The 25,972-nt window shown below is 73.3% G+C and carries 22 protein-coding genes and 3 tRNA genes; 9 read left to right on the top strand and 16 right to left on the bottom strand.

Annotated elements, in window-relative coordinates:
• Positions 1-42: 42 nt before the first annotated feature.
• Both ABD785_RS14815 and ABD785_RS14810 read left to right on the top strand, forming a co-directional pair.
• Positions 43-666 (top strand): TetR/AcrR family transcriptional regulator, encoded by a 624-nt coding sequence (locus ABD785_RS14815; protein WP_344828018.1) that lies wholly within the window; start codon positions 43-45, stop codon positions 664-666.
• A 13-nt stretch (positions 667-679) separates the two neighbouring features.
• Positions 680-1,219, top strand: coding sequence for a GNAT family N-acetyltransferase (locus ABD785_RS14810; protein ID WP_425547769.1), 540 nt, complete (start codon positions 680-682; stop codon positions 1,217-1,219).
• Here ABD785_RS14810 and ABD785_RS14805 read toward each other — a convergent pair whose 3' ends face one another.
• From ABD785_RS14805 to ABD785_RS14790, 4 genes are read right to left on the bottom strand one after another with little or no spacing between them, the layout of a single operon-like run.
• Positions 1,220-2,452, bottom strand: a complete 1,233-nt coding sequence (locus ABD785_RS14805) for a sulfotransferase family protein (protein WP_344828008.1) — start codon at positions 2,450-2,452, stop codon at positions 1,220-1,222. It abuts the gene before it with no gap.
• Positions 2,449-3,501: a DUF1214 domain-containing protein gene (locus ABD785_RS14800; RefSeq protein WP_344828006.1), complete on the bottom strand. Its 1,053-nt coding sequence runs from the start codon at positions 3,499-3,501 to the stop codon at positions 2,449-2,451. Before ABD785_RS14800 ends, ABD785_RS14805 begins: the two co-directional genes overlap by 4 nt.
• A gap of 56 nt (positions 3,502-3,557) precedes the next feature.
• Positions 3,558-4,151 carry a TetR/AcrR family transcriptional regulator gene (locus ABD785_RS14795; RefSeq protein ID WP_344828005.1) on the bottom strand — a complete coding sequence of 198 codons (594 nt, stop codon included), beginning with the start codon at positions 4,149-4,151 and terminating at the stop codon, positions 3,558-3,560.
• Positions 4,148-4,813: a DUF998 domain-containing protein gene (locus tag ABD785_RS14790; protein WP_344828002.1), complete on the bottom strand. Its 666-nt coding sequence runs from the start codon at positions 4,811-4,813 to the stop codon at positions 4,148-4,150. Before ABD785_RS14790 ends, ABD785_RS14795 begins: the two co-directional genes overlap by 4 nt.
• 255 nt (positions 4,814-5,068) lie before the next feature.
• Here ABD785_RS14790 and ABD785_RS14785 point away from each other — a divergent pair, with 255 nt between their 5' ends.
• From ABD785_RS14785 to ABD785_RS14775, 3 genes are all read left to right on the top strand, one after another.
• Entirely contained in the window at positions 5,069-5,395 is a 327-nt protein-coding gene (locus ABD785_RS14785; protein ID WP_344827999.1) for a YciI family protein, read from the top strand.
• Positions 5,395-7,320, top strand: coding sequence for a DUF6596 domain-containing protein (locus tag ABD785_RS14780; RefSeq protein WP_344827996.1), 1,926 nt, complete (start codon positions 5,395-5,397; stop codon positions 7,318-7,320). The genes ABD785_RS14785 and ABD785_RS14780 overlap by 1 nt, the downstream gene beginning before the upstream one ends.
• A gap of 165 nt (positions 7,321-7,485) precedes the next feature.
• Complete coding sequence (locus ABD785_RS14775) at positions 7,486-9,168, top strand: alkaline phosphatase D family protein (RefSeq protein WP_344827993.1); 1,683 nt, start codon at positions 7,486-7,488, stop codon at positions 9,166-9,168.
• Positions 9,169-9,522: 354 nt separating this feature from the next.
• Here the strand turns inward: ABD785_RS14775 and ABD785_RS14770 are convergent.
• The 6 genes from ABD785_RS14770 to ABD785_RS14745 all read right to left on the bottom strand — a co-directional run bounded on the left by ABD785_RS14770 (position 9,523) and on the right by ABD785_RS14745 (position 11,950).
• Positions 9,523-9,594 (bottom strand) — tRNA-Val (locus tag ABD785_RS14770).
• Between the two features lie 18 nt (positions 9,595-9,612).
• Positions 9,613-9,686: transfer RNA gene (locus ABD785_RS14765), tRNA-Cys, on the bottom strand.
• Positions 9,687-9,710: 24 nt separating this feature from the next.
• A tRNA-Gly gene (locus ABD785_RS14760) sits at positions 9,711-9,782 on the bottom strand.
• A 61-nt stretch (positions 9,783-9,843) separates the two neighbouring features.
• Positions 9,844-10,644 carry a TIGR03084 family metal-binding protein gene (locus ABD785_RS14755; RefSeq protein ID WP_344827990.1) on the bottom strand — a complete coding sequence of 267 codons (801 nt, stop codon included), beginning with the start codon at positions 10,642-10,644 and terminating at the stop codon, positions 9,844-9,846.
• Positions 10,641-11,594 (bottom strand): alpha/beta hydrolase, encoded by a 954-nt coding sequence (locus tag ABD785_RS14750; protein WP_344827987.1) that lies wholly within the window; start codon positions 11,592-11,594, stop codon positions 10,641-10,643. The genes ABD785_RS14755 and ABD785_RS14750 overlap by 4 nt, the downstream gene beginning before the upstream one ends.
• Positions 11,595-11,680: 86 nt before the next feature.
• The gene (locus ABD785_RS14745) at positions 11,681-11,950 is read right to left on the bottom strand and encodes a lysophospholipid acyltransferase family protein (protein ID WP_344828523.1); all 270 of its coding nucleotides are present in this window, start codon (positions 11,948-11,950) and stop codon (positions 11,681-11,683) included.
• 173 nt (positions 11,951-12,123) lie between these two features.
• Between ABD785_RS14745 and ABD785_RS14740 the strand changes: the two genes are divergently transcribed.
• Positions 12,124-14,988, top strand: a complete 2,865-nt coding sequence (locus ABD785_RS14740; protein WP_344827982.1) for an AMP-binding protein — start codon at positions 12,124-12,126, stop codon at positions 14,986-14,988.
• A 14-nt stretch (positions 14,989-15,002) separates the two neighbouring features.
• Here the strand turns inward: ABD785_RS14740 and ABD785_RS14735 are convergent, their stop codons facing one another.
• From ABD785_RS14735 to ABD785_RS14725, 3 genes are read right to left on the bottom strand one after another with little or no spacing between them, the layout of a single operon-like run.
• Positions 15,003-18,650 (bottom strand): tetratricopeptide repeat protein, encoded by a 3,648-nt coding sequence (locus tag ABD785_RS14735; protein WP_344827978.1) that lies wholly within the window; start codon positions 18,648-18,650, stop codon positions 15,003-15,005.
• 37 nt (positions 18,651-18,687) lie between these two features.
• Positions 18,688-19,443, bottom strand: a complete 756-nt coding sequence (locus ABD785_RS14730; RefSeq protein ID WP_344827974.1) for an SGNH/GDSL hydrolase family protein — start codon at positions 19,441-19,443, stop codon at positions 18,688-18,690.
• Positions 19,440-19,982 carry a TIGR03086 family metal-binding protein gene (locus tag ABD785_RS14725; RefSeq protein ID WP_344827969.1) on the bottom strand — a complete coding sequence of 181 codons (543 nt, stop codon included), beginning with the start codon at positions 19,980-19,982 and terminating at the stop codon, positions 19,440-19,442. Before ABD785_RS14725 ends, ABD785_RS14730 begins: the two co-directional genes overlap by 4 nt.
• An 81-nt stretch (positions 19,983-20,063) precedes the next feature.
• On the opposite strand from ABD785_RS14725, the gene pdxR reads away from it, so the two are divergent.
• Entirely contained in the window at positions 20,064-21,455 is a 1,392-nt protein-coding gene (gene pdxR / locus ABD785_RS14720) for a MocR-like pyridoxine biosynthesis transcription factor PdxR (RefSeq protein WP_344827966.1), read from the top strand.
• Position 21,456: 1 nt separating this feature from the next.
• On the opposite strand, the gene ABD785_RS14715 is transcribed toward pdxR, so the two are convergent.
• The 3 genes from ABD785_RS14715 to ABD785_RS14705 all read right to left on the bottom strand — a co-directional run bounded on the left by ABD785_RS14715 (position 21,457) and on the right by ABD785_RS14705 (position 24,027).
• The gene (locus tag ABD785_RS14715) at positions 21,457-22,464 is read right to left on the bottom strand and encodes an ADP-ribosylglycohydrolase family protein (RefSeq protein WP_344827963.1); all 1,008 of its coding nucleotides are present in this window, start codon (positions 22,462-22,464) and stop codon (positions 21,457-21,459) included.
• A gap of 69 nt (positions 22,465-22,533) precedes the next feature.
• Entirely contained in the window at positions 22,534-23,106 is a 573-nt protein-coding gene (locus tag ABD785_RS14710; protein WP_344827959.1) for a class I SAM-dependent methyltransferase, read from the bottom strand.
• Between the two features lie 15 nt (positions 23,107-23,121).
• On the bottom strand, positions 23,122-24,027 hold the full coding sequence (locus ABD785_RS14705) for a phosphotransferase (protein ID WP_344827954.1): 906 nt from the start codon (positions 24,025-24,027) through the stop codon (positions 23,122-23,124).
• 143 nt (positions 24,028-24,170) lie between these two features.
• Between ABD785_RS14705 and ABD785_RS14700 the strand changes: the two genes are divergently transcribed.
• Both ABD785_RS14700 and ABD785_RS14695 read left to right on the top strand, forming a co-directional pair.
• Positions 24,171-24,944, top strand: coding sequence for an ArsR/SmtB family transcription factor (locus ABD785_RS14700; RefSeq protein WP_344827951.1), 774 nt, complete (start codon positions 24,171-24,173; stop codon positions 24,942-24,944).
• Between the two features lie 54 nt (positions 24,945-24,998).
• Entirely contained in the window at positions 24,999-25,958 is a 960-nt protein-coding gene (locus ABD785_RS14695) for a phosphotransferase family protein (protein ID WP_344827948.1), read from the top strand.
• Positions 25,959-25,972 lie beyond the last annotated feature (14 nt).

Genomic DNA, 25,972 nt, shown 5'->3' with positions numbered 1-25,972 from the left:
AGAACGGTACTCAATATTTGAGCAGTACTCTAGATTATGTCCATGACCGCCAAGCCCAGGAAGCTCGCCCTCGAACGCCCTGACATGCGCGCCCACGTGCTCAGGGCCGCTCTGCTCGCGATCGAGGAGGTCGGCCCGGCCCGGGTGCGGGTCCAGGACATCGCCGACCGCGCGGGGATGAGCACGGGGCACGTCCTCTACTACTTCGGCCGCCGCGACCGGGTGATCATCGAGACGCTGCTGATGTCCGAGCAGGAGCTGATCGCCCGCTGCCGGGCGGAACTGGCCGGGATCGAGGACCCGGAGGCCGCAGTGGCCCGGTACGTGACCGTCTACCTGCCCGACGGGCACGACGACATCCGCTGGCGTCTGTGGTCGCAGGTCATGGCCGCCCCGCCCGCCGACGAGGAGACCCTGCTCAAGCTCAAGGAGGGCCTGGCGTCCTGGCACGCCATCCTCGCCGGGCTGGTCGAGACGGGCGTCGCGGCGGGCGTCTTCGTGCCCCTGGACGATCCCGCGTTCGTCGCGATGCGGGCCTGCCGCATGATGGACGGGCTCGGCACCGACCTCATGATCGGCATTCCCGGCCACGGCACCGCCTGGGCCGTCGAGGCCGCCCTGGCGGCGCTCCGGCGCGATCTCCTGCCCCCGGGCACGGGCTCCTGACCCGCCTGGCAGCATGGAAGGCATGACCAAGCTCGAGCTGCTGCACACCTCGGCCCTGGACGCGCCCACGCTCATCGCCGCCCGGAGCCTTCTCGACGGCGCCTTCGACGGCCTCGACGAGCACGACTGGAACCACGCGCTCGGTGGCATGCACGCGCTGGTCTGGGAGGACGACGGCCTGATCGGGCACGCCTCGGTCGTCCAGCGGAGCCTGCTGCACGGCGGCAGGGCCCTGCGCGCCGGCTATGTGGAGGCCGTCGCGGTGCGGGGCGACCGGCGCTCCAGCGGCCACGCGACCACCATGATGAACGCCCTGGAGACGATCATCCGGGACGCCTACGACCTGGGCGCCCTGTCGGCCTCCGAGGCGGCGGGCGACTTCTACGCCCACCGGAACTGGCACCGGTGGAAGGGCCGCCTGCACGCCCTCACCCCGCAGGGGACGGTCAGGACCGAGGACGACGAGGGCTCCGTCCACGTCCTGCCCGCCGGTGCACCGCTCGACCTCACCGCCGATCTGGTCGCCGACTTCCGCGACGGCGACCTGTGGTGATCATCTCTGGTCGGCGGGAAGCCCGAACCGCTCGCTGTAGGGCGTGAGCTCCCGGCGCAGCTCCCGTTCGTCCAGCCCGAGATCGTCGAGCCGGTAGTCGACCTGGCCGTGCCTGCCGCGCCCGTGGCCCGCAAGGAACGCCGCGAACGCCCTCTCGCTCGCCGCCCCGAGCGGCTGGTCCGCGACCTCGTAGATCCGCCGGACGGCCGCCATGTTGTCGGTGGTGAACTCGTGGAACCGCACGTCCACGACCTGGTCCGGCGGCACGAGCCCGTGGTCGCGCATGCAGCCGTTCAGCAGGTCGGCGCTGCGGTCCGCCCAGTAGCGCCCCACGGCGTGCGGGTCCATCTCGGCCCGCGACATCCGGTAGGCGTAGCAGATCATGGTCGCCATCGAGGCGGTGCAGGCGACGGGGTCGCGGTGGGTGAACACGACCGTCGCGTCGGGGAAGATCCGCAGCAGCGGGCCGAGCTGCTCGAGATGCTGCGGGGTCTTCAGCACCCAGCGGCGCCGGTCGCCGCGCAGCCACGCCAGCGCCTGGAGCGCCTTCCTCAGGTAGGCGTAGGCCGGGGTCTGGTCGGCCGACAGGTACCAGTCCCGGTAGGACGGCACCAGCGCCTGCACCTCGAAGTGCATGGAGGAGAACTCCATGGCCAGCAGGTTGATGTCCTCGTGGGCGTGGGTCGGGGTGATGTCGAACATCGAGCGGAAGTGCGGCATCGCGCGGTACACGAAGTCCAGGGCGGCGACCGTGCGGTCGAGCCTGCCGGTGTCGCCGGGCAGCGGGAAGGGCTCGACCGCCTCCCAGTAGGGCAGATGGGTCAGCGCGGGGTCGGCCGCCAGGAGGTTCTGCAGATGGGTGGTGCCGGTGCGCGGCATCCCCGCGATGATGATCGGGGCCTTCACCTCGACGTCGAGGATCTCCGGGCGGCGGGCGACGAGGTCCTCCAGCCGGAGCCGGTTGACCAGGAGCTGGGTGAGCTGGACGTGCTGTGCCACCAGGCCGTACGGGCTGAGCGCGTCGTCGTCGCGGTAGGCGTCGCACAGGGCGGTCAGCCCCGCGAGGAACGACGGGTCGCCGAATTCCGACAGGCCCGCCTGCTCGGCCGCCCCCTCCATCAGCGCCTCGGGGGTGAGGGAGAACCCGGGGGCCATCGCCGACATGGCCTTGAGCACCTCGGCGGCCTCGGGGGAGAAGCACGGGACGGCCAGATCGGCGAGATGGACCTTCATCGGGCGGCCTCCGCGAGCGGCACGACCCTGACCTCGGGACGTCCGGGAGTCTCGGCGGGCAGGAACCAGCGCATCCAGATCCGGCCCCGGTCGTGGCCCGCGGTCGACACCCAGTTGGGATGGCCGGGATCGGTGGCGGCGATGACGATCGTCCAGGAACCGTCGTCCTCGGGGACGATCTGCTCCCCGTTGATCGTCACCCGTTCCCGGTCGTAGTCGTAGGTGTGCAGGAAGGGGTTCCACAGGCACAGGTTCCAGAACGCGGACTCGGGGGAGCGCCCGGTGATCACCAGGGCCTGGCCGGGACCGAGGGCGAAGCAGCCCATCGCGTACGCCGCGTCGCCCGCGGCCCAGCCGAAGGTCTGCTGCGGCACCGGATAGGGGTCGTCGATCCGGTTGTCGTCCTCGAGCGGCAGCAGCAGCCTCGACTGCTCGCGCAGCCAGTTGAGGGCCGCGCCGAACCGGGCGGCGCTGGAGGCGTCGTCGTCGGGGCGCGGGCCGCCGGGGGAGTCGAGGCACTCGATGGTCCACTCGGCACGGCGCCCGGTGGCGGGGTCGGCGAGGTAGTCGCGGGTGAGGGCGCAGACCGCGTCCGGGGCGAGGCGCAGGTCGGCGTCGTCGCCGGGGCCGATGACCAGCTCGAAGGAGCCGTCCGGGGCGAAGCTGAGGCCGCGGTCGTTGACGGTGCCGACGATGCGCTCGGAGTAGCGGCCGTCGGAGGGGCCGCCGTAGACCGTCAGGGAGAGGTAGACGGTGTCGCCCCGGCGGCCGCGGACCCGGTAGGTGCGGGCGGGGTCGATCGGGGCGTACTGGTAGAAGGCGTCGGAGTTGTCGCCGCCCCACTTGTTGGACGGGCCGACGATGTCGACGAACCTCGGGTGGTGCGGATCGGCCCAGACCTGAGTCTCGACCCCGGTGCGGAGCATGGAGAGGATCCAGCGGTGGCCCTCGACGCGGCTCCGCTCGTCCAGGCCGGGATCGTCCAGCAGCCGCTGCTGCACCGCCAGCACCTCGGCCACGAGTTCCCGGAAAACCTCGGCAGTCCGCACGGCACGACCTCCTCGACGCGATTACGAGTCAGTGTGTAGCGGAATCCCGCATTTGGTCAAGCGCTTGGTTCGCACAGGGCGGCGGCCAGCAGCGCGGTGAGCTCCTCGGTCAGGGCGGGCAGTTCCTCGGGGCCCCACGCCACCATCCGGAACAGGAAGGCGCCCGCGACGAGGTGCATCACGGTCCCCGCCGAGACGTCCGTCCGCAGTTCGCCCCGCTCCCGGGCGGCGTCCAGCACGACCGTCAGCTCCCGGCGGGCGGCCGACTCCAGGCCGTCCCGGAAGGCGGCGCGCAGCCGCCCGTCGACGGCGGCGTCGGCCATCAGTCCCGGCATCGCGGCCCGGACCTCCGGCCGCGAGAACAGCGCGAGCGCCCCCGCCACCATCCCCCGCAGGTCGCCGCGCAGCTCCCCGCAGGAGACCAGGTGGACATGCCGCTCGGCGGCGGGGAACACGGCCTCGTGGATGATCAGCGCCTTGGCGGGCCAGCGCCGGTAGATCGCCGTCCGGCTCACTCCGGCCCGCTGGGCGATCCTCTCGACGCCGGTTTCCGCGTAGCCGATCTCGCAGACCAGCTCACGGGCGGCCACCAGCACCGCGGCGTCCACCCGCGGATCCCGCGGCCGCCCGGCCTCGCCGTCCCTCTTCACCCCTCGATCCTCTCCCACCCCGCGCCCGCCCGCGCCACGGCGACCACGGAGATCCAGAGCATCGCGGTGATGACGCCGACCGCCAGGGTCAGCGATCCCGCGGCACCGCCGGTCATGGCCCAGAGGTTGCCGAGCAGGGCGGCGGTGCCCGCGACCCGGGAGGCGGCGGCGAATCGGCGGTTCCCGGCGCGGGAGTACATGCGGCCGAGGACGTAGCAGGCCGCGATCAGGACGGCGAAGGCGATCGAACCGCAGACCATGTGCAGGACGCTGTGCCAGCTCATCGTCGAGGGGATGCCGTCGGGCGTGCCGACGGGGAAGCCGTCGGCGGGGTCCATCCGGAAGACGCCCGCGGCGGCCATGCCGACGCCGTTGACGAGCACCAGGCGCGGCGCCCACGTGCTGTCCAGGACGCGGCGCAGGCCGAAGGAGCCGGCGATCGTCAGCAGGCCTCCGACGAGGAAGTTCGTGATCTGGAGCCAGCCCAGGTCTCCGGTGCTGAGCTGGCTCAGCGGGTGCCGGGTGAGGTCGAAGCCCTCGCGGGTGAAGGCCTGAGCGAGGGAGACGGCCGCCCAGAGCGGCGACGCGACGGCCGCGCAGGTCAGCAGGGTGCGGGAGGAGACGCGGGAGGGGGTGGTGGCGGGCGCGGTGATCGTGGTCATCGGGTTCTCCTTGTCGGTGTGCTCTCGCTTCCGCGTCGTCCGGGTGGCCGCCGATCCGACCGGGACGGGCGGAACCGCTCCGGCCAGCGCTTCCTCCCCGATGTGACAGGGAATCAGGCGATTCCCCGTCACCTGTGGGAGGATCGCCCTGCTGGACCGGGGTCTCGCGGACCGGTGTCGGATCGGGACGGGCCCGTTCGACGCCCTGGCGAGCCCCGGACGACCGGTCCGGCGCACCCGGCGAAGGAGAAGACGATGCGATTCCTGATGACGAACATGGGCGGCGGCAAGGAGCCGGACGAGCAGCTGTTCGCCGACATGGCCGCCTTCGTGGAGGAACTGACCAAGGAGGGCGTCCTGCTGGCGACCGGGGGACTCGGCCCGGCCAGCAGGCTGTCCTCCGGAGACGACGGGCGGATCACCGTCACCGACGGCCCGTTCGCCGAGGCCAAGGAGTCGGTCGTCGGCTTCGCCCTGATCGATGTCCGCTCCCGTGCGGAGGCGCTGGAGCTGTCCGAGCGCTTCGTCAGGATCGTGGGCGGCGGCGTCACCTACATGAGCGAGGTGTTCGGGCCGGAGTGATGGCGGGGGACGCCCACGCCGCGATCGACGCGGTGTGGAAACGGGAGTCCGCCCGGATCGTCGCGGGACTGACCCGGATGGTCCGGGACGTCGGGCTGGCCGAGGAGCTGGCGCAGGACGCGCTGGTCGCGGCGCTGGAGCAGTGGCCGCGCGACGGAGTGCCCGGCAATCCCGGCGCCTGGCTGATGACCACCGCCAAGCGCCGGGCCGTCGACGGGATGCGGCGGGGCGAGCGGCTCGAGCGGAACCACGAGCGGCTCGCCCACGCCCTGCGGACCGCGGAGGAGACCGGACCGGAGGCCGACGACGACGTCCTCCGCCTCATGTTCGTCTCCTGCCATCCGGTCCTGTCACGGGAGGCCCGCGCCGCCCTGACCCTCAAGCTGCTGGGCGGGCTGACCACCGAGGAGATCGCCCGGGCGTTCCTGACGCCCGAGGCGACGGTCGCCCAGCGGATCCTCCGGGCGAAGCGGACCCTCGCCAGAGAGCGGATCCCGTTCGAGATGCCGGAAGCGGGGGAGCGGGCCGAGCGGCTGCGCTCCGTCCTGGACGTCGTCTACCTGGTGTTCAACGAGGGGTACACCGCCACGGCCGGCGACGATCTCATCAGGGCGGATCTGTGCCGTGAGGCGCTGCGGCTCGGCCGGATGCTCGCGGCGCTGGTCCCCGGGGAAGCCGAGGTCCACGGCCTGGTCGCGCTCATGGAGCTGACGGCGTCGCGGGCGGCCGCGCGCACGGGGCCGTCCGGGGAGCCGGTTCCGCTGCACGAGCAGAACCGCGGCCGCTGGGACCTCCTGCTCATCCGCCGCGGCTTCACCGCCCTGCTCACCGCCCGCTCCCTGGGCGCCCCACCCGGCCCCTACGTGCTCCAGGCCGCGATCGCCGCCGTCCACGCGGGCGCGCGCGGAGCCGACGACACCGACTGGGCGCGGATCGTCGCGCTCTACGAGCGGCTCGAACGGGTCCTGCCGACCCCGGTCGTCCGGCTCAACCACGCGGTCTCCGTCGCCAGGGTGGCCGGTCCCGAGACGGCCCTCGCCCTCACCGACACGCTCGACCTGGGCGACTACCATCTGCTCCCGGCCGTCCGGGCGGACCTGCTGTCGCGGCTCGGCCGCCATCCCGAGGCCGCCGCCGAGTTCACCCGGGCCGCCGCCCTGACCCGCAACGCCCCGGAACGCGCCCTGCTCCTGCGCCGCGCGGAGGCCAGCGCCGCGGCCGTCCCGTCCTTCGCCGCCGCGGTCGAGTCCTTCCTCGCCGGGCTCGACGCCCCCGCAGCCCGCTCCTACGGCCGGACGCTGCGCCGCCTCGCCCGCGACCTGGGCGATCCGCCACTGACCGAGGTGACCCCGGCCCTGGCCGCCGCGGCCTTCACCGCCGCCTGGCACGGCGCGGCCCCCCGCACCTGGAACCGCCACCACTCCGCCCTGCGGACCTTCTCCCGCACCGCCCCCACCGGCGATCTCACCGCCGCCCTGCCGCGCAGGAAGGTGCCGCCCGGACACCCCGAGCCCCTGGACCGGGGGACCGTCGAGGCCCTGCTCTCCCTCGCCACCGCCGCGCCGCGTGAACGGGCGCTCTGGCGGATCGTCTACGAGAGCGCGGCCCCCGCCGCCGTCGCGCTGTCCCTGAACGTCGAGGACCTCGACCTCGCGGCCGACCGGGCCGTCATCGCCGGGGGCCGTGAGCTCCGCTGGTATCCGGCGACCACCGACCTGCTCCGCTCCCTCGTCGGCTCCCGCACGTCGGGGCCGCTGTTCCTGGCCGAGCGCCGCCCCGCCCCGGCCCGCGGGGCCACCGGCCTGTGCCCGCGCACCGGCCGGGGCCGCCTGTCCTACGAACGCGCCGAGCTCCTGTTCAAACGGCACACCGGCCACACCCTGCACCGCCTCCGCGAGGCCCGCAGGCTGCATCTCGGTTTCTAGGGATTCCCGGAAACGCTCCGGCGGTTCGCGACCGCCATGCTGGTGCCGAGCGCGTCACCCGAAGATCGATCTTGTTCGCCCGCCCGTCACCTCCGGGGCCACAGGGATACATCCGCCTTGGCGAGGCTGCTGTCACCCGAGAGTCAGCGGAAAGGCAGCCCCCCGATGGTCGAAACGCATGCGCGGTACAACAGACGAACCTTCCTGGTCGGCAGCGGTACGGTCGTCGGGGCCGCGGCCCTCGTCGGCGCCGCCCCCCGGCGGTCGTCGGCGCGAGAGGGCTCGGCGGCCCTGCCGGCCGACCCCTTCACGCTCGGCGTGGCCTCGGGCGACCCGGAGCCGGACGGCTTCGTCCTGTGGACCCGGCTGGCACCCTCCCCTCTCGCCGAGGACGGGCTGGGCGGCATGCCGAACCGCTACTTCCAGGTGGAGTGGGAGGTCGGACGGGACGAGTCCTTCAGCCGGATCGAGGCCAGCGGCAGCGAGACGGCCAGGCCGGAGACCGGGCACAGCGTCCATGTCGAGGTCGGCGGGCTGCGTCCGGGCCGCGACTACTGGTACCGCTTCCGCACCGAAGGCCACGTCTCGCCGGTGGGCCTGACCCGCACCTCGCCCAGGCTCGACTCGTTCGGCCCCGATCTGGCGATGGCGTTCGTGTCGTGCTCGCAGTTCGAGCACGGGCTGTTCACCGCCTACCGGCGGCTGGCGGAGGAGCGCCCGGACATCGTCCTGCACCTGGGCGACTACCAGTACGAGTACACGAAGAACTCCTACGTGATCCCGGGCGGGAACGTCCGTGACCATCTCGGTCCCGAGACCGTCGACCTGGCGACCTACCGGCTGCGCCACGCCCAGTACAAGTCGGACCCCGACCTCCAGGCGGCGCACGCCGTGGCCCCGTGGCTGGTGGTCTTCGACGACCACGAGGTCGAGAACAACTGGGCCGACGAGATCCCCGAGGCGGGCTCCGACACCCCGGATCCGGCCGCGTTCCTGCGCCGCCGCGCGGCCGCCTTCCAGGCCTACTACGAGAACATGCCGCTGCGCCGCACGTCCGTGCCGAACGGCATCGACATGCAGCTCTACCGCCGGATCCGCTGGGGCAAGCTGGCGAACTTCCACATGCTCGACACCCGGCAGTTCCGCGCCGACCAGGGCTGCGGCGACGGCTACCGGACCGGCTGCGCCGCGGCCGTCGACCCGTCCCGCTCGATCACCGGCGACGCCCAGGAAGCCTGGCTGCTGGACGGTTTCCGCGGTTCTGACGCCCGCTGGGACGTCCTGGGCCAGCAGGTCTTCTTCGCCCAGCGCGACGCCGACGCGGGCCCGCTGCTCCGCACGAGCATGGACGCCTGGGACGGCTACGTGGCCTCCCGCGACCGCATCACCCGCGGCTGGATCGACGCGGGCGTCCGCAACGCCGTGGTCCTGACCGGCGACGTCCACGCGCACTGGGCGAGCGACCTGAAGCTGGACTACGCCGACCCGTCGTCGGCGACGGTGGGATCGGAGCTGGTCTGCTCCTCGATCACGACGGGCGGCGACGGTGCCGACTCCGACCCGTCCACCCAGTCCTATCTGAAGATCAATCCGCATCTGAAGTTCTACAACAACCAGCGTGGCTACGTGCTCACGACGATCGGCCGTCACGAGTTCAAGGCCGACTTCAAGACCCTCCCGACGGTCAAGACGTCGACGGCCGCGGCCACGACGAAGGCGACCTACGTCATCGAGGACGAGGTTCCCGGCCTCAACCAGACCTACCTGCGCCCGTTCCTGCAGGGCCGTTCGTCCCCCGCCCAGAGCGACCCGCAGTCCGTCATCGACGCGGAGACCCTCCGCCCCTGACCCGGGTACGGGGGAGGCCCAGCCCATTTCCTGGCAAGGCTTCCCCTACGCCCACTCCATAGCCCCCGGCGCCACCGGCTTCCGCCTGACCCCCACCCGCACCGTCGCCAAGGCCAAACTCAGCCAGGACAAGCCCCCCGAGCTCATCCCCAGGATCCTCACCCACCTCACCACCGACCCCACCCACCCCAACCCACCCCTGGCCGCCGCGATGGGCACCCTCACCAGAGCGACGAGAACCCAAGCCGAGGACCGGCGAAAGACGGCGGCTGGCGGAACATCCCCCGGAAAAACGCCGAAAGGCCCGCCGCGTGCGGAAGCTGAGCTTCCGAACGCGACGAGCCTCGGGACCGGTGGACGATACTGGGATTGAACCAGTGACCTCTTCCGTGTCAGGGAAGCGCTCTCCCGCTGAGCTAATCGTCCGGGCACCTGGATGGTGCTTGGAGGTGGAGACGGGATTTGAACCCGTGTACACGGCTTTGCAGGCCGTTGCCTCGCCTCTCGGCCACTCCACCGTGAGACGTCGGGACGTCTCTCCGAGCGGAAGACGGGATTCGAACCCGCGACCCTCACCTTGGCAAGGTGATGCTCTACCACTGAGCCACTTCCGCGTGTCCCGGGGGGCTTTCCGGCCTCCCTGGCGACGTCGTTAACCCTACAGGAACTCGGGACTCAATGCGTACTCGGCGCGTGGGCCGTGTCCTGGCCAGGGCGGCGTCCGGGGCCGGGTGGTCCGGCGAAGGCCTGCGCGATGGTGAGCCAGTGGGCGGCGGCGGGGCCGGTGGCGTGGAGGTCGAGGTCGTCGGGGTGGCGGCGGCGGACGGCGAGGAGGCAGAAGTCGAGGGCGAGGCCGGTGATCTTCTCGGGGGCGTCGCCGGGGCCCCAGGTCCATGTCTCGCCGGTGGGTGCGGTGAGTTCGACGCGGATGGGGATGGCGGGGGGCGGGGTTCCGTTGACGTGGTGGGCGTAGTCGCGGGCGCGGACGGCGATGTGGGCGACGTGGCGGAGCCGGTGGGTGGGTTCGCGGGTGGTGCGGAGGGCGTCGGCGACGTCCTGGCCGTGGGCCCAGGTCTCCATGAGGCGGGCGGTGGCCATGGAGGGGCCGGCCATGGGCGGGCCGAACCAGGGGATGCGGGCGCCGGGCGGGAGGGCGCGGAGCGCGTCGACGACCTCCTCACGGGAGCGGCGCCAGGGTTCGAGGGGGCCGTGGGGATGGGCGGCGGGGTCGGCTCCGGCGGCGACCATGGCCATGGGGTCGGTGGTCTCGGCGATGAGACGGGTGAAGGCTTCGGGGTCGGTGGCGGCGAGGGCGGCGTGCCGGTCGGTCCAGCTGAGGTGGGCGATCTGGTGGGCGATGGTCCATCCGTCGGCGGGGGTGGGGAGCGCCCATCCGGAGGGGGTGAGGCCGCTGACGAGGGCGTCGAGGTCGGCGCATTCGGCGAGGAGGTCGTCGTAGACGGCGGTGGCGGTCATGCGGGGAGGCTGGCGGTGACCCAGCGGCCGAAGTCGGCGATGGCGGCGCGGGATTCGGGGAGCGCGGACCCGAACATCTGGAAGACGTGGAGCTGGTCGTCCCAGAGCTGGAGGGTGCAGGGGACGCCGGCGGCGGCGAGGCGTTCGGCCATGATCTCGGCGTCGCAGGCGAGGATCTCGGTCGTCCCGGCGCTCATGTAGCAGGGCGGCAGCCCGGCGAGGTCGGCGTAGATCGGTGAGATGGCGGGGTCCTTGGCATCGAGGTCGGCGAGGATCTCCTTGACGAAGTTCTGGAGGACCGGCATCACGTTGGTGGGGTCGAGCCTGCTGTTGGCGTGGGCGAGCTTGGCTTCGAGGTCCATGTCGAGCATGGGGGAGAGCGCGATGATCGCTGCGGGCAGGGGGAGCCCGGCGTCGCGGATGAGGAGGGTCGAGGCGAAGGCCATGTAACCGCCGGCGGAGTCTCCGGCGACGACGATGTTGGAGGCGGGGATTCCGCTGCCGAGCAGGTGCTCGTAGGCGGCGACGCAGTCGAGGACCTCCTCGTTGAAGGTCACCTCGGGGAGCATCCGGTAGTCGACGGAGAAGGCCGGGACGCCCGCGGCGGCCGACAGCCGGGCGATCATCCGGCGGTGGGTGTTGAGCCCGCAGGAGATCCATCCGCCGCCGTGGAAGTAGAGGACGACCTTCTCGCGGGACCGGCCGACGCCGGGGCCGTGGACCCATTCGGCACCGAAGCCGTCGAGCCGGACGGGCTTCACATGGGTGCCGCGCGGCGGCCGGAACCGCGCGGCCATCTTGTCGAAGGAGGCGGCCTTCGCGTAGTCGATCGGCCCGGCGGAGGCCCGGCCGATCGCGGGCCGCAGGAGGGCGCGCATGCCGCGGGCGAGGGCGCGGGCCCGCAGGCTGGGCCGCGCGTGACGTTCGATGGTGAGTGTGACGGTGTCCATCCGGGCCTCCTCGGGGGCGGTGCGCGGTCGCGACCGGGTGCCTACCCACTGCTGTTGTAATTCACTACTTACAGAACATGGTTCTGTCAATGACGTCCACGGCCGAGGACGCGCCCCCACGGACGGCGTCCTGGATCGCCCGCCTGCTCGGCGAGCAGCCCTTCCAGCAGTCCGGCGACGGCTTCGCGGGTCCCGTCGACGCAGCCGCCGAACCGCAGGAGGTCGCGCCGGCCCGGCACGGCGAAGTGGACGTGGTCGGCGATCGACCTGATCCACACCCCGGTGCGCCGGTGGACCTCGGTCATCATCACCGGGACGTCCAGGAAGGGCGTCGTCGTGTGGTTGCCGACGAGCAGGGCCGGTCCGGGGCCCGGGCGGCGGTTTCCACGCGGTGGGGGAGCGCATGGTCCGGAACTCCAGGGGCATGTATTGACATATTGTCAATACGCGGGGGTGTGGTTGATCACGGAAACCGGCAACGTTGACTGTAAGAAGCGAATGCCGCGACGATGGTGAGGTGATGGGCGAAATGATCGGATTCGGAACGAGGCTGGCGCGCGGCTTGAGCGCGACCGCACAGAACGCTCTGGAGGTCGCCAGGTTCGGCGGCCTGCGGACCGACGAGCAGGCCAGCCCCTATCAGGTCGTCGCCGAGCAGCCCGTCTACCGGCTGCGCCGTTACTTCCCCGACGTCCTCGAAGACCGTCCGGTCATGCTGCTGATCCCGCCGCTCATGCTCACCGCGGAGATCTACGACATCGCCCCGGCGGCCAGCGCCGTCGCCGTCCTGCACGACCTCGGCGTCGATCCGTGGGTCGTCGACTTCGGGCACCCCGAGAAGGAGCCGGGCGGGCTCGAGCGGACCATCACCGACCACGTGCTGGCGATCAGCGACGCCATCGACCGGATCCGCGAGGTCACCGGCCGCGACGTCCATCTGTCGGGCTACTCCCAGGGCGGCATGTTCGCCTACCAGGCCGCCGCCTACCGCCGCAGCGACGGCATCGAGTCCCTGGTCACGTTCGGCAGCCCCGCCGACCTCGACGCCGCCAACCCCTTCGGCGTCCCCGACTGGATCCCCAAGGACCCGGTCGTCCAGCTCGCCGACCACATTCCCGAGTTCGCGGTCCCCGGCTGGGTGACCCGGCTCGGTTTCCAGGTGCTGAGCCCGACCAAGTCCGTCCGGAACCGGATCGAGTTCCTGCTCCAGCTGCACGACCGCGAGGTCCTCGCGCCGCGGGAGCGGCAGCGCCGGTTCATGGCCAGCGAGGGCTGGGTGGCCTGGCCCGGTCCCGCCCTCATGGAGTTCCTGCGGCAGTTCGTCGGCCACAACCGGATGCTCAAGGGCGGGTTCGTGATCGGCGGGCGCCTCGTGACGCTCGCCGACATCTCCTGCCCGATCCTCGTCTTCGTCGGCGAGGTCGACGAGATCGCGCCGACCGCGATGGTCCGCGGGATCACCAGGGCCGCGCCGCGCGCCGACGTCTTCGAGGTGTGCGTGCGGACCGGGCATTTCGGGCTGGTCGCCGGTGCGGGAGCCGCCCGCTCCACCTGGCCGATCGTCGCCGGCTGGGTGCACTGGCGGGCGGGGCAGGGCATGGTCCCGCAGGAGGTCGGGCCGGTCCGCGAGGAGAAGCGCAAGGGCGGCCGGACGGCCTACGGGATGGATCTGGCCGTCCAGGTGGGGGTCGGAGCGGCCCGGTCGGTGACCGATGCCGCGACCTCGGCCGTCAAGGGGGCGGTCCACCTGGGAGAGGAGGCCGTGGCGCTGCTGCCGAGGCTGGCCCGGCTGGAACGGATCGCACCGGACACCCGCATGTCGCTGGCGCTGCTCCTCGACGAGCGGGCGCGCCGGGCCCCGGGCGACATCCTGTTCCTCTATGAGGACCGGGCCCACACCCAGGCGGCGGCCAAACGGCGCATCGACAGCGTCGTGCGCGGGCTGATCTCGATGGGCGTCCGGCAGGGCGACCACGTCGGTGTGCTGATGGGGACCCGGCCGAGCGCGCTGGCGGTCGTCGCGGCGCTGAGCAGGCTCGGCGCGGTGGCCGTCATGCTGCGGCCGCAGGGCGACCTGGCACGGGAGGTGGAACTCGGCCAGGTCAGGCGGATCATCGCCGATCCCGAGCACGCCCCACTCGCCGCGGATCTTCCCCGGGGGCCGGAGGTCCATCTGCTGGGCTCGGGCGAGCGCGCTCCCGGGCTCCCCGACATGGAGCGGATCGACCCGGCCGAGGTCGAGCTGCCCGGCTGGTACGAACCGAACCCCGGTTGCGCGAGCGACGTCGCCTTCGTGCTGTTCACCGGCGAGGGCGAGGCGACGAGGGCCAGCCGGATCACCAACCGGCGCTGGGCGCTGTCGGCGTTCGGGACGGCCGGAAGCGCGGCCCTGTCCCCGGCCGACACCGTCTACAGCCTCACCCCGCTGCACCACCCGTCGGCGATCCTGACGGCCATCGGCGGCGCGGTCGCGGGCGGCTCACGCATCGCGCTGGCCCGCCACTACGATCCGGCGACCTTCTGGGACGAGGCCCGCCGCTACGGCGTCACCGTCGTCTCCTACACCTGGACCCTGCTCCACGGCCTGGCCGAGGCGCCGCCCCATCCCGGTGAGCGGCACCACGCGGTCCGCCTGTTCATCGGCTCGGGAATGCCGCGAGGCCTGTGGCGGCGGCTGGAGACCAGGTTCGCGCCCGCCCGCGTCCTGGAGTTCTACGCCTCGACCTCGGGCGAGGTCGTGCTGGTCAACGTCACGGGCAAGAAGACCGGCTCGCTGGGACGGCCGCTGCCGGGCTCGGCCCGCGTCCGGATCGCCGCCTACGACCTGAAGCGGGGCATGCTCGTGCCGGGATCCGACGGCTTCGCGGTCCGCTGCGGACCCGGCGAGACCGGCATGCTGCTGGCCCGCGGCGCGACCGCCCCCGACCCGCTGCGCGGCGTGTTCGCCGCCGGCGACTCGTGGGCGCCGACCGGCGATCTGTTCCAGCGCGACCGGGACGGCGACTACTGGATGGTCGGCCGCGCGGGAGAGCTGGTGCGCACCCCGAAGGGCCCGGTCCCCACCGGCCTGGCGCGGGACCGCATCGGCGACGTCCCCGGCGTCGACCTGGCCGTGGCCTACGGCATCCCTTCGGGCCGCTTCGAGCTGCTCGCCGCCGCCGTGACGCTCCGGACCCCGGTCGGCGCCGCCGACTTCACCGCGGCCTTCCCCGACGACGGCCCCTCGCTGATCCGGGTCGTCGACGAGCTCCCCGCCAACGCCTACGCCCGCCTGCTCACCGCCGGGCTCCGCGCCGAGGGCGTCCCGGCGGAGGGCACGGCCTACTTCCGCGCCGAGGACGGCACCTACCAGCCCCTCACCGACGTGGCCCGCGAGCGCCTCCGCACCGGCTAGGGCCGGTCTCGACGTCAGTACAGGCCCTGACCCGGTTCCGGGAGGGCCAGCCAGCGGCGGAGTTCCTCGGCGCGGCGGCGGCAGCGGGCCGCTCCGGTGTCGTCGCCGAGATGCTCGTGGGAGACGGCCATGGCCTCGAGGAGAGGGATGCGGCCGCCCTGGTCATCGACGCCGACGAGGACCCGGTCGGCCTGACGGAGGGCGTCGAGGGCCTTGGCGTGGGCCTGCTCGCGCTGGTGGACCCGTCCGATGACCTTCAGCGCCGCCGACTCCGTCTGGCCGTCCCCGAGGTCGCGGGCCCGGGACAGCGCCTCGGCGGCCTGCTCGGCGGCCTCGTCGAGGCGTCCGAGCTTGAGCAGGATCGAGGCCCGCACCCGGCAGGCCTCGGCGAGGTGGAACTGGGCGGCACCTGCCCGCAGCCGGGGGAGCGCCGCGTCGACCGAGGCCAGGGCCTCGTCGAGGCGGCCGTTCCGGGACAGCACCCGGGCCCGGGTGTCGCCGAGCCGGCCGAGGCCCGCCCGGTCCCCGAGCGCGGCCCGCAGCTCCTCGGCCTCGTCGCAGGCCTCCAGCGCCTCGTCGGTGCGGCCCGCCCGCAGATGGATGCGGGCGATGCCGCCCAGGACGGTCGCCATCCCCCGCCGGTGGTCGAGGGACCGCCAGGCCTTCAACGCGATCTGGCTGAAGATCATCGCATCCTTGAGCTGGTCGAGGCGGCGCAGCGTCGTCGCGAGCTCCTCCAGGGCGCGGGCCTCGCCGGTCCGGTCGCCGATCTGGCGGGCCAGCGACAGGGCCTGCTCGAGATGGCTGCGCGCCTCGTGCAGCCGCCCGCGGCGCTGCAGGACGATCGCGATGCCGATGCGGGCGGCGACCTGGCCGCGCGGATGGTCGATCTCGGTGTGCGCCTGGAGCGCCGGGTCGAGCTGGGCGAGGGCGCCGTCGAGGTCGGCGCAGTCGATGAGCAGGCGGCCCAGGCCGATCCTGGCCCAGCCCTCGCCGTGCCGATCGCCCGCGCCCCGGCACAGGTCGAGGGCCTTGCGGCCGTGTTCGAGGCCGTCGAGGTAGGCGCCCAGCGGACGGCTGATCCGGGCGAGCATGATGTACGCCCAGGCCTCGCCCACCCCGTCCTGCGCCTGCTCGCTGATGGCGAGGGCCTGGTAGACGTCGCGTTCGGTGTCGACCCACTGGTGGCGTTCGCAGCGGACGTCGGCGCGGGCGCGCAGCGCGTCGGCCTCGCCCCTGCGGTCACCGGCCGCGCGGTAGAGATCGAGCGCGAGCTCGGCGCACTCCAGCGCCTCGGCGTAGCGGCCCTGGGTGCGCAGGCTCGTGGTCAGCCGGACCAGCGCGGTGGCCTCGCCGCGTCCGTCGCCCGCCGCGCCGTGCAGCTTCCGCGCGTACTCGGCCCCGGCGAGCGCCTCGGTGTGCCGGTCGAGGACCTGGTAGACGGCCGCGATCTGCTGGTGCACGACGGCCTCGCCGTGGGTGTCGCCACGCTCGGCGAACACCTGGGCGGCCATCCACTCGTAGGCGATCGCCTCGAGGTTGCGGCCGACCGCGAAGCTGACCACGCCGAGCTGGTGCAGCATGTGCCCGATGGCCCGCTGGTCCCCGACGAGCTGCGCCGACCGCAGCCCGATCCGGTGGATCTCCAGGTTGCCCCGCCCGAACCGCTGGAGCTCCAGGACGTCGTAGCAGGCGTCGGCCAGGCCGTAGGCGACCGCGTGGCGTCCGGTCTCCGCCGCCACCCTGACGGCGGCGATCAGGCAGAGCCGCTCGCGCTCCAGCCACTCCAGGGCGCCCATCCGCCCGTCCGGATCTCCGGTCTCGAGATCGCCGGGCAGGCCCGCGCCCCGCGAGGACTGCCCCCATCCGCCGTCGGGGAGGGGGTGGTGAAGCGCCCGGCGGTGGCGGCCGAGGACGTCGCCGTGGTGCTGGGCCCCGGTGAGGTAGTAGCCGAGCAGCCGCTCGACGGCCTCGTCGCGGTCGCTCTCGTTGTTCTCGAGCCGGACGCGCTCCAGCGCGAAGCGCCGCAGGAGCCCGTGCTGCCGGAAGCGCCGGTGCCCGGTCCTGGTGACGAGGTTGACGTGGGCGAGCTCGGCCAGTTCCTCGGAGGCGCGCTGCTCCGGCCAGCCGAGCAGCGCGGCGAGGGCCTCGACGGAGAAGTCGGGCCCGGTGGTGAGGGCGGCGAACCGGAAGAGATGGCGCCGGTCGTCGGGCAGGCGCCGGTAGGCCATGATCAGGGCCGAGCCGAGGCCGGAGGAGTCGGGGGCCCGCGGCGGGAGTCCCTGGAACCCGGGTGCGGCGACGGCCACCGCCAGCGGATGGAACTCGCACAGCCGCGCCAGGTCGGCTCCGGCCGTCTCCGACGCGCTGGGAGCGATCTTGTGGACGAGGGCGACGGCGTCGTCCTCGCTCAGCGGTCCGACCGGCACGTTCTCCGCGCCGACGCCGTGCAGGGGCTCCGGCGAGGTGACGATCACCGCACAGGACGGGGTGCGCGGCAGCAGCCTTCTGACCTGCTCGGCGTCGCCCGCGTCATCGAGGACGAGCAGGATGCTCCGGTCGGCGACCAGCCTGCGGTAGAGGTCGGTCAGCTCCTCCTCGCCGCGTGGGACTGTCTCGCCGGGCACACCGAGGGCGCGCAGGATGGCACCGAGCGTGGTCGCGATCGAGTGGTCCCGGACGTCCACGGAGATCTGGCAGTCGGGGAAGTGCTCGGAGAACAGCTTGCCGAACCGGGCGGCCAGCGCGGTCTTCCCCGAGCCGGACGGCCCGTACAGCACCGCTACGCGCGGTCCGGGGGTGCGCAGCAGCACCTCGCGCATGTGCCCGAGCTCGGCCCGGCGGCCGGTGAAGTGCCGCACGTCGCCCAGGATCCGCGACGGCCGGGGCCACCCGAGCCCGGAGGGCAGCGCCGCGGGTTCGAGGGCGAGGTCGGCGGGCTCGTCGTAGGGGTCGCGGCGGCCGCGCGTGACCGACCAGAGGTCGTCGTAGGCCCCGGCGAGATGGCGCAGGCCCTGGAGATCGGCGATGTAGCGCCAGTTCGCGCCGAGCAGGCCGCGCTCGCGGAAGCGGCTGAGGGTCCGGTTCGTCCGTGACCGCGTGACGCCCGCGTACCGGCCGAGCTCCTCCTGGGTGAGGCCGACGTCGAGGACCGCGCCGCCGGCCTGGAGCCGCCCGAACCGCTCGGCGAGCTCCACGAGATGGACGGCCAGCCGCTGGTCGGCGCCCACGTCGGGGGACAGGGCGAGGGCCAGCCGCAGCCCCTCGTGGGTGTGCCGGTCATCCGTGGTCCGCAGGACGGCGGCCGTGACCTCCCGGTGCTCCTCGGCGAGCTGCCGGAACCTGGCCTGCGGGATCCGCAGCACCTCGAGCCCGCCCCGCCCCACCCCGACGATGTCCGCCCGCTGCGGATGCCCCGACAGCACGTGCAGCCCGGCCGCGTCCCCCGGGCCGAGCAGGCCGATCACCGCGGGCTGCCCGTCGCGGCCGGTCCTGCGCAGCTCCAGCGCGTGGCCGCCGCGGAAGACGATGACGTCCTCGGCGAGCATGCCCTGGAGCTGCAAAGCGCTCCGCGCGGGATGGGTCTCGACCCGGTGCTCGGTCAGCAGCCGCTGCCGCACGTGCCCCGGCAGCCGGTCCCAGAAGCGAAGAGGAGGCGTCATCCCCCCATCCGACCACGGCCGGGGCCCCCGCACTGTGTCACCGGACTCCGGTTTGTCCTCCCGAGAACATCGGGGCGGGTTCGGGCCGCTTCGCACCGAGGCCGTCACCGGAGGAGCGGCCGCGCAGCCGCCGTCCCAGCCACGGCCGCAGATGGTCGAGGGCCCACCGCAGATCCGAGCCGCCCGAACCGGCCGGGGCGGCCGGGACGGTGGCGGGTTCCGGTTCCACGCCGTTCAGCACGGCCAGGACGTGCTCGGCGACCCGCCGGTGGCCCGCGGCGTTCAGATGGATCCGGTCCGCCGACCAGAGCGCGGGGGAGTCCAGCGCGGGATCGGCCGCCAGGTCCACGACGAGCGCGCCGTGCCGACGGGCCAGCGCGGAGATCGCCTCGTTCATGGCGGCGATCCGCGGCCGCAGGATCCGGCGCAGAGGCAGCCGGGCGCTCAGATCGGGGAAGCGGAACAGCAGCACGGTCGCGCCCGAGGTGGTTAGGAGTTCCACCGCCGCCTCGAACCGGTTCATGAGGTCGGCGGCGTCGAACCCCGGCCGGAGCGCGTCGTTGCCGCCGGCCGTCAGCGACACGAGATCGGGCCCGAGCTCGATCGCCGCCCCGACCTGTGACCCGACGATCTCGTCCAGCCTCCGCCCGCGCACCGCGAGGTTGGCGTACCGGATCCCGAGGCCCCCGGCCACGAGATCCGCCCAGCCTCGAAGGCTCCCGTCGGCGAGCGGATCCCCGACCCCTTCGCTGAAGCTGTCGCCGAGCGCGACATAGGACGTCCAGCCCGTCACCGGGGGTCGCGTCCGGTGTAGGCGAGGAAGCGGTCGGCGGCGGAGGCCCCGGCGGGCAGGTCCACCTCCGCGGCGAACGCCTCGCCGGGACCGCGGCTGAGCGGAAAGGCCAGGACGGTCGTCAGGGCCGCCTCGGCGAGGCCGGCCTCGGGCGACCAGGGAAGGTCCAGGGCCCTGGCGACGTCCCAGGAGTGGGCGACGTTGTCGATGAAGTGCATGCGGATGGCGATCTTCCCCGGGAAGGTCCCGAACTCCCGGACGCTCCACTGCCGCTCGAGGTCGGTGAAGACGCCGACGACCTCGCGGGCCGTCTCGGCGAAGGTCTCGGCGGGGTCGTCACCGAGACGGTCGTCGGTCCAGTCGCCGGGGCCGCCGATCGCGGAGGCGAAGCCCCGGTTCTCCGCGACGAGATGTCCGATCAGGGCACGGAGGTCCCATCCCGCGCAGGGCGTCGGGGCCGCGAGGTCGGCGGGCTTGGCGGCGAAGACGAAGGCGCCGAGATCCTCCAGGGAACGGCGGTGCAGATCGTTGAGGTCCATGATCTCGAGGCTAGAACGGTGAGTGGCTCCGCGGCAGATCCGATTCGAGGGGATCCGCACTGGGCCGATTAGGGTGGTCGCGTGGATGTTCACGTCGTGCTGGGAGACCGGCGGGATCTGTCGGGGCAGATCTACCGGCAGCTCCGAGACGCGATCCTGGAGGGACGGCTGCGGGCGGGGGCCGCGCTGCCCGCCACGCGCGAGCTGGCCGCGGGGCTCGGGGTCGCGCGGAACACGGTCAGCGCCGCCTACGACCGGCTCGCCGCCGAGGGCTTCCTGACCACGCGGATCGGTTCGGGGACCTTCGTCGCGCCGGGGTTCGCGGGGCGCCCGGCGCAGCCCGTGCCGGGTGCGCTGAGACCGCTGCCCGTCTGGGACTCCCTCACCGCGCCGATCGACCTGGCCGAGCGGCCCCGCTACGACTTCCGTCCCGGCCATCCCGACGTGCGGATGTTCCCGTGGGCGACCTGGCGGCGGCTGCTCACCGCCGAGCTCAGGGCGGGAGCGGTGGGCACCGGGATGTACGGCGATCCGGCCGGGCACCCGGGCCTGCGGGAGGCGATCGCCCGGCATGTGGCGGTGGCGCGCTCGGTGCGGGCCGACCCGCTCGACGTCCTGGTCACGGCCGGTGCACAGCAGGCGGTCGGCCTCATCGCCCGGGTGCTGCTCCCACCCGGCTCGATCGCCGCGGTGGAGGATCCGGGTTATCCGCCGGTCCGGCACGCGCTGACCGCCGCGGGCATGACGGTCGCCAGGGTTCCGGTCGACGGCGAGGGCCTGGTCGTCGACGCCCTTCCCGACGACGCCCGGCTGGTGTTCCTGACCCCGTCCCACCAGTTCCCGCTGGGCATGCCGATGTCGGCGGGGCGGCGGGTGGCCCTCCTGGCCTGGGCGGAGCGGCACGACGCGGTGCTCATCGAGGACGACTACGACAGCGAGTTCCGCTTCTCGGGCCGTCCGCTGGAGGCCCTGCACTCCCTGGACCCCTCCGGCCGGGTGGTCTATGTCGGCTCGTTCTCCAAGTCGATGCTGCCGATCCTCCGCCTGGGCTTCCTCGTCGCGCCGCCCTCCCTGCGGCGTGCGCTGAGGACCGCCAAGTACGTCACGGACTGGCATGTCCCGCTGCCCGAGCAGGCGGCGCTGGCCGCGTTCCTCACCGAGGGCTCGTTCATCCGCCACGTGCGGCGGATGCGGCGCGAGTACGCCGTGCGCCGCGGGCTGCTGCTGGCGGGGCTGCCCCCGGAGCTCACTCCGGTGCCGACCGCGGCGGGCCTCCACCTCAGCGCGCGCCTGCCGCCGGGCACCGACGACACCGCCGTGGCCGCGCGGGCCGCCGCGCTCGGGGCGGCGGTCTTCCCGCTGTCGATGTTCGGGTCCGCGGCGGGGCCGGGACTGACCCTGGGTTTCGGCGCGATCTCGGCGGCCGACCTCCGTCCGGGGCTCGAGGCGCTGGCCCGGGCGGTGTCCGGCTGAGTCAGGCCTCCAGGGCGGCGAGCTCGTCGGCCAGCCGGACGGTCGTGGCCGCGCCCTCGACCGCGTCCGCCCACGCCCGCGGAAGAGCGGACTCGCCGAGCGCGGTGCCGAGGAGGTTGCCGGTGATGGCACCGGTGGAGTCGCTGTCGCCGGAGTGGTTGACGGCCAGCAGCAGCGCGTCCCGGACGCTCCCGGGATGGGCGAGCGCGCAGTAGACGGACATGGCCAGCGCCTCCTCGGCGATCCAGCCGGCGCCCAGGGTCTCGAGCAGCTCAGCGGACGGCTTGTCACGCGGAGCCTCGAGGGCGCGGCGCAGTGCCCCGGCCGTCTCCTCGTGGCCGGGACGGGTGGCGAGCAGCCCGAGGGCCACGTTCACGGCCTCCTCGAGCGTCAGGCCGTCCAGGAGGAGACGGGTGAGGGCGGCCAGCGCCCCCGCCGCGAGATGGCCGGACGGATGGCCGTGCGTCTGGGCCCCGCACTCGGACGCCAGAGCGAAGGCCTCTCCGGGAGTCCAGGCGGGAACCAGCCCGAACGGCGCCGACCGCATGACGGCCCCGCAGCCCTTGGAGTCGGGGTTGGCGGGCTCGTCGAGGGTGGCCCGGCGCCCGGAGCGCAGGCCCGACAGACAGGCGTTGCCGGGGGCTCGGCGGGCGTAGAGCCACGCCTCGTCGCCGAGCCCGCCGTCGAGCAGGACGTCGCCGACCGGCAGATCGATCCGGCCGCGGGAGGGGAACGGCAGGATCTGGGTGGCGTACCAGCGGCGGTGCGCGGCGAACACCGACGCGGGGACGTCACCGGCGGCCCGCAGGATCCCCTCGACGGTGAAGAGGGTCATCTGCGTGTCGTCGGTGACGACCCCGAGCCGTCCGCTGTCGTGCCAGACGAAGCTCTCGACGCCGTTCTCGCCATGGATCCGGCGGATCTCCGCCAGGCTCTGGAACTCGATCGGCGCCCCCAGCGCGTCGCCGATCGCGCCGCCGAGCAGGCAGCCCCGTATCCGCTCTCTCATGCGCGTTCCTCTCACTATGAGCACTACTAGAGCTTAGAGTGCCCCGCGGACGGAACGGTTCCCGCCGTCTCACTCCCGGACGGCCCGCACCAGCGTGTCGACGGCCGTCCGATCGCCCACCGGACGCCTCACCCGCTCGGCACGCTCGATCCTGAGCCCGGTCAGCGCGTCCGCGACGGAGCCGGGGGAGTGCAGGATCGCCGGATCCTGCGGCCCGCCCACGCCCTCGGTGAGATTGGTCCGGTCGTGCCCGACGAAGAAGAGGGTGCCGCCGGGCGCGACCGCACGCGCCGCCCTGCCGAGCACGGCGGCCATCTCCCGCTCGGGGAGGTGCAGATAGGCGACGAGCACGAGATCGGCCTCGGGGAACTCCCAGGTCGTCAGGTCCTCCACGCGCCACTCGACCAGGCCGTCCGGGTCGAGTTCGCGTCCCCGCCCGACCGCGACGCCGGAGAAGTCGGCCGCGGTCGCCCGCCAGCCGAGCGAGGCCAGCCACAGGGCGTTCCTGCCCTCGCCGCAGGCGAGGTCGAGCGCCCTGCCCGGCGGCAGCGCGGCGAGTTCCTCGGCCACGAACCGGTTCGGCTCGACCGACCACAACAGATCCTGTGCCGCGTACCTGCGGTCCCACGCTTCGGCGTCCATCGCCCCATTGTGACGTCAGGCGGTGACACTCCGTCCGATCCCGGCGATCGCCTCCTCCAGGAGGGCATGGCGCTGGGTGGCCTCGGCGTAGCCGGCGAGCGTCACGCACAGGTAGAGGGCGAGGACCCGCGCCGTGGTCTCCTCGTCCTCCGTCAGCGGGCCGTACTCGGCGAGCAGCGCGGCGCGGGCCGTCCCGGTGAACCCCGCGTAGGCGAGGGACAGGTCGACCGCGGGGGAGGCCACGCACAGGTCGCCCCAGTCGATCACTCCGGCGGCGGTCCCGTCGGAGCCGACGAGCAGATGCCGCAGGTGCAGGTCACCGTGGGACAGCACGGTCCGGGCGCCGCCCCCGGGATGGCTCTCCCCGGCGGCCAGGAGGTCCTCGATCGAGCTGTCCGCCTCGTAGACGCCCCGGACGGCCGGCGAGCCGAGGGTTCTGCGGGCCATCGCCGCGCGCTTGCGGGCGTCACCGCGGCCCATCGGGTCGGCGGGCAGTCCGGGTGCGGGGGGTGTGGCGTGCAGCGCGGCCAGGAACCGCCCCACCTGAACGCCCAGCTCCTCCCGTGATCCCTCCGGTACGGCCGCGTCGGCGAGCTCCCTGCCGGGAACCAGCCGCCCGCCCCACCACGGCCGGGGGAACCGGCCCGTCGCGGTCCCGACCAGCTCGGGAACGGGGATCGGCAGCGGCAGCGAGGGCGCGAGGCCGGGCAGCACGTCGATCTCCCTGGCCACCCCCGCGAGCGCGATCTCCCGCCGGGGAAAGCGGAACACCCACGCGTCGCCGACCAGGTAGACGACGTTGTCCCAGCCCACGCCGAGAAGTCTGATCCGCTCCCGCGCGACCTCCGGAAACTGCTCGGCCAGCAGCTCTCCCACCAGCGACGGGCTGACGTCCCACTCGGGCTCCCACGGATCGCTCATCCCCCCACCCTGCCAGCCGCCCCCGCCCCCCGGCCCCCGGAACGCGCCGCTCGGCTCGGCCGGAGCCCAGCGGTTGACATGCAGCCTTCCGGCTGCCTAAATTAAAGGCAGCCGGAAGGCTGCATGTGGAAGGTGGGAGAGACGTGGACCTGGTCTTCAAGGCGCTGGCCGATCCGAGCCGTCGCAGGCTCCTGGACGGGCTGAACGCGCGGGACGGCCAGACTCTGGGGGAGCTGTGCGACGGCCTGGACATGACCCGCCAGTCGGTCAGCAAGCACCTGGCCGTCCTCCAGGAGGCCAACCTGATCACCACGCTCCGGCGCGGCCGGGAGAAGCTCCATTTCCTCAACGCCGCCCCCATCAACGAGATCGCCGACCGCTGGATCCGCCGCTACGACCGCGAGCGCGTCCAGGCGCTGTCGACCCTGAAGCAAGCTCTGGAGGAGCCCAGCATGTCCAAGCCCGAGTTCGTCTACACGACCTACATCACCACGACCGCCGAACGGCTCTGGCGCGCCCTCACCGAGCCGGCGTTCACCCAGGACTACTGGGGCCACACCCTCGAGTCGACCTGGGCCGAGGGCGCTCCCATCACCTGGCGCGCCAACGGCGTCACCATCGACGACGGCGGCAGCAGGGTCCTGGAGTACGACCCGCACCGCCGGCTGTCCTACTCCTGGCACACCTTCACCAAGGACTGGTCCGACTCCTTCGAGATCGACCCCGACACCCTCGCGAAGATCACCGCCGAGCCCCGCTCCCGGGTCACCTTCGCCCTCGAACCCGACGCCGATCGCGTCAGGCTCACCGTCACCCACGACGGCTTCGAGGAGGGCAGCACCCTCGTCACGATGGTCTCCGGAGGCTGGCCCTCCTACCTGTCCTCCCTCAAGACCCTCCTGGAGAAGACGGCCTGATCGCCCGCGCGCAAATCCGTTGGCCGGACGGGCGTCCGGTGCGATCATGCCCTCATGGACGAGGTGGAGGTCGGACCGCCCGCCACCGGAGTGCGTCTGGCCTGGTCGGAAGTGCCGGGATGGTTGCACGAGGAGGTCGCGGAGCTGCTCGGGGCGCGGGTCGCCGAGGCGGTCACGCAACGCGGGGGCTTCTCTCCCGGGGTCGCGGCGCGGCTGCGGCTCACGGACGGGAGCCGGGCGTTCGTGAAGGCCGTGAGCGCCGAGGCGAACCCGGACTCGCCGGACATCCACCGGGCCGAGATCCGGATCGCCTCCGCCCTCCCGCCGGAGGTGCCCGCGCCCCGGCTGCTGGGCTCCGTCGACCGCGACGGCTGGGTGGCCCTGCTCTTCGAGGACATCGACGGCAGGATGCCCGCCCAGCCCTGGGATCCCGCCGAGCTGGACCGCGTCCTCGACGCTGTGACACGCCTCGCCGAGACCCTCACTCCCGCTCCCTTGGCGGCGCCGCCGACGGCCGAGCGCGTCGGGGCGGGTTTCCACGGTTGGCGCACCCTGCTCCACGCCTCGCCCGATGAGCTGGGCCGCGTCGATCCCTGGGCGCGCCGCCACCTCGCGGAGCTGGCGGAGGCCGAGGAGACCTGGGCCGACGCGGTGGCGGGGGACACTCTCGCCCACGGCGACCTGCGCGCTGACAACCTGCTGCTCACCGGCGACCGGGTCTATGTCGTCGACTGGCCGTGGGCCGGGCTCGCCGCCCCCTGGTTCGACCTGATGGCGATGCTCCCCAGCGTCCGTATGCAGGGCGGACCGGCCCCCGAGACGATCTTCGACGCCCATCCGGCGGCCCGCGGCGCCGACCCCGCCGGGGTGACGGCCGTCCTCACCGCCCTCACCGGCTTCTTCGTGCGGCAGTCCCTGCTGCCGCCGCCTCCGGGCCTGCCGACCGTCCGCGGGTTCCAGGCCGCGCAGGGCCGCACCTCCCTGTCCTGGCTCAGAACCCGCTGGCCCGAGTGAGATGCGGCCCCATG

The organism is Actinocorallia longicatena (genome assembly GCF_039534125.1).
GTDB lineage: Bacteria > Actinomycetota > Actinomycetes > Streptosporangiales > Streptosporangiaceae > Actinocorallia > Actinocorallia longicatena.
Note: the sequence above shows the minus strand (reverse complement) of the source record. Positions and strands in the feature narration are given on the sequence as shown.

Excerpts from the sequence above, each read along its gene's own strand:
- ABD785_RS14810 (WP_425547769.1), top strand. The coding sequence starts at position 680 with ATGGAAGGCATGACCAAGCTCGAGCTGCTGCACACCTCGGCCCTGGAC.
- ABD785_RS14740 (WP_344827982.1), top strand. The coding sequence starts at position 12,124 with ATGATCGGATTCGGAACGAGGCTGGCGCGCGGCTTGAGCGCGACCGCA.
- ABD785_RS14785 (WP_344827999.1), top strand. The coding sequence starts at position 5,069 with ATGCGATTCCTGATGACGAACATGGGCGGCGGCAAGGAGCCGGACGAG.
- ABD785_RS14805 (WP_344828008.1), bottom strand. The coding sequence starts at position 2,452 with ATGAAGGTCCATCTCGCCGATCTGGCCGTCCCGTGCTTCTCCCCCGAG.
- ABD785_RS14780 (WP_344827996.1), top strand. The coding sequence starts at position 5,395 with ATGGCGGGGGACGCCCACGCCGCGATCGACGCGGTGTGGAAACGGGAG.
- ABD785_RS14715 (WP_344827963.1), bottom strand. The coding sequence starts at position 22,464 with ATGAGAGAGCGGATACGGGGCTGCCTGCTCGGCGGCGCGATCGGCGAC.
- ABD785_RS14735 (WP_344827978.1), bottom strand. The coding sequence starts at position 18,650 with ATGACGCCTCCTCTTCGCTTCTGGGACCGGCTGCCGGGGCACGTGCGG.
- ABD785_RS14790 (WP_344828002.1), bottom strand. The coding sequence starts at position 4,813 with ATGACCACGATCACCGCGCCCGCCACCACCCCCTCCCGCGTCTCCTCC.
- ABD785_RS14775 (WP_344827993.1), top strand. The coding sequence starts at position 7,486 with ATGGTCGAAACGCATGCGCGGTACAACAGACGAACCTTCCTGGTCGGC.
- ABD785_RS14750 (WP_344827987.1), bottom strand. The coding sequence starts at position 11,594 with ATGGACACCGTCACACTCACCATCGAACGTCACGCGCGGCCCAGCCTG.
- ABD785_RS14725 (WP_344827969.1), bottom strand. The coding sequence starts at position 19,982 with ATGGACCTCAACGATCTGCACCGCCGTTCCCTGGAGGATCTCGGCGCC.
- ABD785_RS14695 (WP_344827948.1), top strand. The coding sequence starts at position 24,999 with ATGGACGAGGTGGAGGTCGGACCGCCCGCCACCGGAGTGCGTCTGGCC.
- ABD785_RS14755 (WP_344827990.1), bottom strand. The coding sequence starts at position 10,644 with ATGACCGCCACCGCCGTCTACGACGACCTCCTCGCCGAATGCGCCGAC.
- ABD785_RS14710 (WP_344827959.1), bottom strand. The coding sequence starts at position 23,106 with ATGGACGCCGAAGCGTGGGACCGCAGGTACGCGGCACAGGATCTGTTG.
- ABD785_RS14705 (WP_344827954.1), bottom strand. The coding sequence starts at position 24,027 with ATGAGCGATCCGTGGGAGCCCGAGTGGGACGTCAGCCCGTCGCTGGTG.
- ABD785_RS14815 (WP_344828018.1), top strand. The coding sequence starts at position 43 with ATGACCGCCAAGCCCAGGAAGCTCGCCCTCGAACGCCCTGACATGCGC.